Origin of the sequence: Pseudomonas fluvialis, assembly GCF_002835605.1 — a bacterium.
GTDB classification, from domain to species: Bacteria; Pseudomonadota; Gammaproteobacteria; order Pseudomonadales; family Pseudomonadaceae; genus Aquipseudomonas; species Aquipseudomonas fluvialis.
In genome coordinates this window covers 86,052-93,019 of record NZ_PIYS01000012.1, presented here as the reverse complement: position 1 = coordinate 93,019, position 6,968 = coordinate 86,052, and the positions used below count along the sequence as shown (strand labels likewise).

Genomic DNA, 6,968 nt, shown 5'->3' with positions numbered 1-6,968 from the left:
TAACGCCTGAATTAAGCCGCGCCGTGAAGCGGCGTCGGCTTGAATGAATTGTTAGGCTGCACTTGGTGTGGTTGCGCCTAAGTGTTGTGTTTATTCTTGGATGCCGAACCGAACGCCATTAAATGTGTGCGTGCAACAAGTACAGAAGGGCTCCATGTCTTGAGCCCTCAAGCTTGAGTTTACCAGCTGAAGTAGGCCTTCTCCATCAACGAACAATCCGCTGAAATAGCTGCTCTCGCCTACGCGCACGAGCTCTTCTTTCTGCTCTTCAGATCTTGCGACAAGCCAGAATATCGGCTCCGTTGTGTCGAGACGAGACTTGGCCTCCGCATATACTTGATTCCAATGGTCTCCTACTCTTGATAGTAGAAATCGGAAAAGTGGGGTGTAGTCACGGCCGTGCTTAAGCCGGCTGTGCATAGATGAGCGGACGGCTTCGCTATTTTCGAGGCTCTTCGAGTGGCGGGCATGTCGGAACTCTCCACCCATGCCATGTTTCACGCCATGAGTCCGAGTGTTGACGGAGCGGTAGAGTGGAGAAGTACGCATGTTTTGTGCAGCCTAACGTTTGGTTAAGGGGCGGGCTTTAGCCCGTCCCAGCGAGCGGAGCGAGCGATTTGAACCACTTGTTAGATGCATGGCACGAGCCTCAATCGCTTACGCACTTTATCTCAGCTTTGAGTATGTATGCTTTGCTGAAGAAAGGCATGACTCTGTCAATGGTTCTTGTTAAATAGCTTAGCTCTGTGCCAAGAACCTCCTCTCGCAACGCAATAAGCTCATGAACAATAGCGTTCGATTTTTCTGGTGAAATCTTGGGGGAGTTATAGAGTTCTGCCGAAAGCCAGTCGAGGCATGGGTAATTCGGATTTTCGTTAACAGGAACGAATAGCGACTCTTCATGCGTTTCTATGCATGCTTTCTCGCTACTGTGATACATGTCGAATGCCATGATGGTTCCGTGATTTTTGAAACTGCATCTAACGTTTGGTTAAGGGGCCGGCTTAAGCCGGTCCCGAGTGAGCGAAGCGAACGACTTGAACCAATTGTTATGTGTTACCGCAGCCTGCCAGCATAACCTCGATTGACATATCTTTTTATGTAACTGTTAAGTCCATGCCCGGCGATGGCCAATGCTTTCATTTGCTCTATATGGTGTTGGCCGGCGCTTCTGTAGTTATATAAATAAGTTGCGCCCGTTGTGAATTGCACGGTTATTGATTCTGGCCCTATTTCGTAGAAGGCGACGCCGGAGTCTCCGCCTAAATTCTTGTACCTTTCCATAGCGAACTCTCCTAGCATTTCTGAATGCACTTAGGCCAATAGGTGTCCAACAACGCTGCCGACTCCGATAGCCCATGTTGTTTCAAAGATGGAGCTTAAGAACACACGAGTACGAGCAGTTAATGTTTTTACCATAGACACCTCCTTAATGTTGTTTTGATCCGATGGAATCAAGTTGATACTTGCGTAACGCAACAAAACCAGCAGAAGGGCTACAGAGCCAACAAGCGTCACAGGGATTGCCAGTCCCCCACCTACTACCCCTATCGGCCTAAATGCACTCCTTACACATAACAGTGATTAGATGGTGTTCTTTACTAACGCGATAGTAGCGACTTCCTCATAAGTCCGCATTCGCTCACCCTGCAAAATCAAAAAATCCCTAACAATCAACGCATTACCTCACACGCTTGGCGCCATGTCGTATTCGGGCGACTTCCTCTTTTTGTGCGAGCATTACCACTGTATGGATACTCAGCACTCGTCAGCAGGCCAGCACAGGCAAGGCGATTGCCCAGACGGTGCGGCGCGCTACGCAGCGGTGGTGGAGGTAATTGGGCCTGATGGCTGGGGATGGGCATGCACGTCCTTTTGCGCAGATGGGCAGCAAGGCCCGCTAGGTTGGGACGTTAATTTCTCGGCCGGCAAAGCACAAGCCGGGCCGGCCCGCCCTGTGCTGCGGCATGGGCGCGCAGGGTGCAAGGCCAGGCGCAGTCGCGGGCCTTGGCGGGAATGGCTTGGCGCTGTGCGCACGGATGACTGGCTGAGCGCGCGCCGATCAGCCATGCTTTGCCAGCCTGTGTGCCACAGGCCACTGTTTCCTTGCGCTCTCAGGAGAGACCATGTCCAGTCCCACCCGCCTTGCCGTCCTTGTGCTTCCCCTGTTCTTGGCTGCCTGTGGCAATGAGCAACCGCCTGCCGCTGTCGAGGTGGTGCGCCCGGTCAAGCTGATCAGCGTGGCGGATTTCGGCGGTAGCCTGGTTCGTGAGTTTCCTGCGCGTATCCAGGCCAGCCAGGAGGCGGAGTTGTCGTTCCGCGTGTCCGGCGAGTTGCAGGCCCTGCCGGTACGCCCCGGCCAGCAGGTCAAGCAGGGTGAGCTGGTGGCGCGTCTCGATCCGGCCGACTTCAACCTGCGCGTCAAGGATCGCCAGGCCAGTTATGACCTGGCCCAGGCGCAGTTCCAGCGCATGGCCAAGCTGGTGGAGCGCCAGCTGGTGTCACGCGCCGAGTATGACCAGAAGAAGGCCCAACTGGGCTCGGCCGAGGCGGCGCTCAAGCTGGCCCGCCAGGAGCTGGACTACACCCAGCTGCGCGCGCCCTTCGACGGGGTGATTGCCGCCACCTACCTGGATAACTTCCAGGTGGTGCAGGCCAATCAGGTGGTGGCGCGTATCCAGGCGGGCAAGCGCCTGGATGCCAGTTTCCAGATTCCGGAAAACCTGCTCACCGGGGTGAGTCGCGGCGCGCGCGACTATCGCCCGCAGGTACGCCTGGAGGGGGCCGACGGCAAGCTGATCGAGGCCCAGTTCAAGGAGTTTTCCACCGTGCCGGATGCCAAGACGCTGTCCTATCAGGTAAGTGTCAGCTTCGACACGCCCAGCGGCTTTACCGCCCTGCCCGGCATGAGCGCTACGGTGATCGTGGATTTCGCCGAGCTGTACGAGCGCCGCGAGGTGCCGTTGCTGATTCCTGTCGAGGCGGTTTTCAGCCCCGACAATAGCGCGCCGGACAGCCAGGTGGTGTGGGTGGCGGCAGCCGATGCCGAGGGTGTGCTGCGGGTTCGCCAGCGGCCGGTGAAAGTCGGGCAGATCAGTGGCGACGGCATCCAGGTACTCGAAGGCCTGCAGGCCGGGGAACAGGTGGTCGCCGCTGGCGGGCGCGAGCTCAGCGAGGGTGCGGCGGTCAAGCCCTGGGTTCGTGAGCGGGGGCTGTAATGGACAATCTGGCCGGTTATTTCATCCAGCGGCGCATCACCAGTTGGCTGGCCACCCTGTTGCTGGGCCTGGGCGGGCTGATTGCCTTTGTTGAGCTGGGCCGCCTGGAGGACCCTGCCTTTACCCTGAAGACGGCGATTATTACCGTGCAGTACCCCGGTGCCTCGCCTCAGCAGGTCGAGGAGGAAGTCACCTATCCGCTGGAGAATGCCATCCAGCAACTGCCCTATATCGACAAGATCCGTTCGATTTCCAGCAACGGGCTGACCCAGATTACCGTGGATGTGCAGAACCACTATGGGCCGGACGACCTGCCGCAGATCTGGGACGAGCTGCGCCGCAAGGTCAACGACCTGGCGCCGCGCCTGCCGCCGGGCGTGCAGACGCCGGTGGTCAACGACGACTTCGGCGATGTGTTCGGGATCTGGCTGAACATCAGCGGCGCCGGCTACAGCTACCAGGAGCTGCGCGACTTCGCCGACCTGCTGCGGCGCGAGCTGGTGCTGGTGGAAGGCATCGGCAAGGTCAGTCTCAACGGCACCTTGCAGGAAGAGGTGCAGATCGAGATTTCCCGCAGCAAGCTGACTGCCCTGGGGCTACCGCCCGAGCAGGTGTTCGGCATCCTGCAGAAGCAGAACGTGGTTTCCAATGCCGGGAGCATCCGTGCCGGCAGCGAATACATCCGCCTGCACCCTACCGGCGAGTTTCAAGACGTGGCCGAACTGGAGCGCCTGCTGATCAGCGAGCCGGGGGCCACCCAGCTGATCTACCTGGGGGATATCGCCCAGGTGCGCCGCGGCTACGCCGAGGTGCCGAACAATCTCTACCGCTACAACGGCGAGCGCGCCCTGGCGCTGGGTGTGGCCTTCGCGCCCAAGGTCAACGTGGTCAACGCCGGGCAGGCGGTGATGCAGCGCCTGGCCGAGCTGGATGCCCTGCGCCCGGCGGGCATGCACATCGATACCTTCTATAACCAGGCCGTGGAAGTGGACAGTTCGGTGCGTAGCTTCGTGCTCAACTTCATTGCCTCGGTGGTGATCGTGGTGGGCATCCTGCTGATCTTCATGGGCGCGCGTAGCGGCCTGCTGATTGGCCTGGTGCTGGCGCTGACGGTGCTGGGCAGCTTCATCTTCATGAAGCTGTGGGGCATCGAGTTGCAGCGCATCTCCCTGGGCGCGCTGGTGATCGCCCTGGGGATGCTGGTGGATAACGCCATCGTGGTCGTCGAGGGCGTGCTAGTGGGCCTGCAACGTGGACAAAGCCGCCTGCAGGCCGCCAATGCCATCGTGCGCCAGACCGCCCTGCCGCTGCTCGGCGCCACGGTGATCGCGGTGCTGGCGTTCGCCCCCATCGGCCTGTCCAGCGACTCCACGGGGGAATACTGTTACTCGCTGTTCCAGGTGTTGCTGATTTCGCTGATGCTCAGCTGGGTCACCGCAATCACCATCACGCCGTTCTTCTGCTCGCTGCTGTTCAAGGAGCAAATAGCCGAAGGCAGCGCGCCGCACAGCGACCCCTACCAGGGGCTGATGTTCGTGCTTTACCGGCGGCTGCTGGAGCTGTGCATGCGCTACCGCCTGCTCACCCTGGCACTGCTCGCCGGGCTGCTGCTTGCCGCGCTGCTGGGGTTCAGCCAGGTGCGCCAGAGCTTCTTCCCGCCCTCCAACACCCCGATGTTCTTCATCGACCTGTGGTTGCCGCAGGGCAGCGATATCCGCGCCACCGAGCAGGCGGTGATCGAGGCGGAGCAGGTGCTGCTCGCCGACCCGCGAATCGATCGTGCGGTGAGCACCATCGGCCGCGGGGCGATGCGCTTCATCCTGACCTACGACCCGGAGAAGAGCTACGCCAACTACGCACAGATCCTGGTACGCAGCCACAACCAGGCGGATATCCTGCCGCTGATCGAACAGCTCGACGGGCAACTGGGCAGCGCCCTGCCCAATGTACGCCTGAAGTTTCGCCAGCTGATGCTCGGCCCAGGGGGTGGCGCGAAGATCGAAGTGCGCTTCAGTGGTGCCGACCCCGACGTGCTGCGCCAGCTCGGCTACCAGGCCGAGCAGATTCTGCGCGGCGACCCGGTGGCCAGCGGTGTAGTGCATGACTGGCGCAACCGCACCAAGGTGATCCGCCCGCAACTGGACGAAGCGCAGGCGCGCGCCACCGGCATCAACAAAGACGACCTCGACCAGACGCTGCTGAGCAATTTCTCCGGCATGCAGGTGGGCCTGTACCGCGATGGCACGCGGATGCTGCCGATCATCGCCCGGCCGCCCGCCGAAGAGCGCCTGGACGCCAGCCAGATCAACAACCTGCAACTGTGGAGCCCGGCGCTGCGCGCCTATATCCCGGTGGGCCAGGTGGTCACGCGCTTCGAGACGGAATGGGAAAACCCCCTGGTGGTGCGGCGCAACCGGCACCGTACGCTGACCGTGATGGCTGACCCGAGCATCGTCAGTGGCGAGACCGCGCCGCAGATGATGGCGCGCGTGCAGGCGCCGATCGAAGCCATTGCCCTGCCCCCTGGCTACCGCATGGAATGGGGCGGCGAGAAGGAAAATTCGAGCAATGCACAGGGCGCGGTATTCGGCGCGCTGCCGCTGGGTTTCCTGTTGATGTTCATCATCACTGTGCTGTTGTTCGACTCGTTCAAGCAGGCCAGCGTGATCTGGCTGACCGTGCCACTGGCGCTGATCGGCGTGACCGCCGGCTTCCTGCTGACCGGTATTCCCTTCGGCTTCATGGCCCTGCTCGGCCTGCTCAGCCTGTCCGGGATGCTGATCAAGAATGGCATCGTGCTGGTTGACGAGATCAACCTGCAGCTGGGCAGCGGCAAGGAGCCCTATGCCTGTGTGGTGGATGCGGCGATCAGCCGGGTACGCCCGGTGGCGATGGCGGCGCTGACCACCATCCTCGGCATGGCGCCCCTGCTTACCGACGGCTTCTTCCAGAGCATGGCCGTGGTGATCATGTTCGGCCTGGCGGCAGCCACCTTGCTGACCCTGGTGATCGTGCCGGTACTCTACACGCTGCTGTTCGGCATCCGCCCGCAGCCGGCGCCGCGCTGAGCCCAGGCGAGCCGGCCGGTCAGGCGCTGTCGTCGCGGTCGTTGATCAGCATCAGGCTGCGCGCCACGGCGATGGCGATGAACATGACCCCGGCCACCGCCTCGCTGACCGACAGCAGGCGCGCGGCGGGGGCCAGGGCATGGATGTCGCCATAGCCGAGGGTGGTCAGGGTCACCAGGCTGTAATAGACGAAGTCATTGATCTGCAACGGCCCATGCAGGCTGCGAAAGGCGTCCGGTTGCAGGCTGTTGATCAACTGATAGGCCATGGCATAGGCCAGCGCCAGCAACAGGTAGAGCGCCAGCAGGCCATAGATCAGCTCGCCGGTGACCGGACGCTCATGGATGACCCGGTTGAACAGCGAGGCCACCATGGCCAGGTAGAAGACCATCATGCCCACCCCCTGACCGAACAGCGGGTGCCATTGCAGTACCCGTTCCAGGACCAACAGGGCCAGGCTGGCCAGCCCCAGTAAGCCGATCAGCCCGCGCAGGGTGCGCTTGTGACGCAGGGTATTCAGGCTGGCCAGGAGAACCAGCAACAAGCTGCCCCAGGCCAGCCACAGGGCCGGTTTGGGCCAGCCCAGCACCGCCGTCAGCAGTACGCTGGCAGCGAACAGCAGGCGCAGGCGATAGCGCAACAGCAGAGCGTTGAGCCACTGTGCGCCAGCCTGCAGCACGGT

4 protein-coding genes are annotated in these 6,968 nt (G+C 61.2%); 2 read left to right on the top strand and 2 right to left on the bottom strand.

Going from position 1 to position 6,968, the window contains the following annotated elements; all coding sequences use genetic code 11:
- Positions 1 to 649 precede the first annotated feature (649 nt).
- Positions 650 to 952 (bottom strand): hypothetical protein, encoded by a 303-nt coding sequence (locus CW360_RS16770; protein WP_157825239.1) that lies wholly within the window; start codon positions 950 to 952, stop codon positions 650 to 652.
- Between the two features lie 1,174 nt (positions 953 to 2,126).
- Here CW360_RS16770 and CW360_RS07720 point away from each other — a divergent pair.
- Entirely contained in the window at positions 2,127 to 3,218 is a 1,092-nt protein-coding gene (locus CW360_RS07720) for an efflux RND transporter periplasmic adaptor subunit (protein ID WP_101193309.1), read from the top strand.
- Positions 3,218 to 6,286, top strand: a complete 3,069-nt coding sequence (locus CW360_RS07715) for an efflux RND transporter permease subunit (protein ID WP_101193308.1) — start codon at positions 3,218 to 3,220, stop codon at positions 6,284 to 6,286. The genes CW360_RS07720 and CW360_RS07715 overlap by 1 nt, the downstream gene beginning before the upstream one ends.
- Before the next feature lie 19 nt (positions 6,287 to 6,305).
- On the opposite strand, the gene CW360_RS16900 is transcribed toward CW360_RS07715, so the two are convergent.
- Positions 6,306 to 6,965: a potassium channel family protein gene (locus CW360_RS16900; RefSeq protein ID WP_170307371.1), complete on the bottom strand. Its 660-nt coding sequence runs from the start codon at positions 6,963 to 6,965 to the stop codon at positions 6,306 to 6,308.
- Positions 6,966 to 6,968 lie beyond the last annotated feature (3 nt).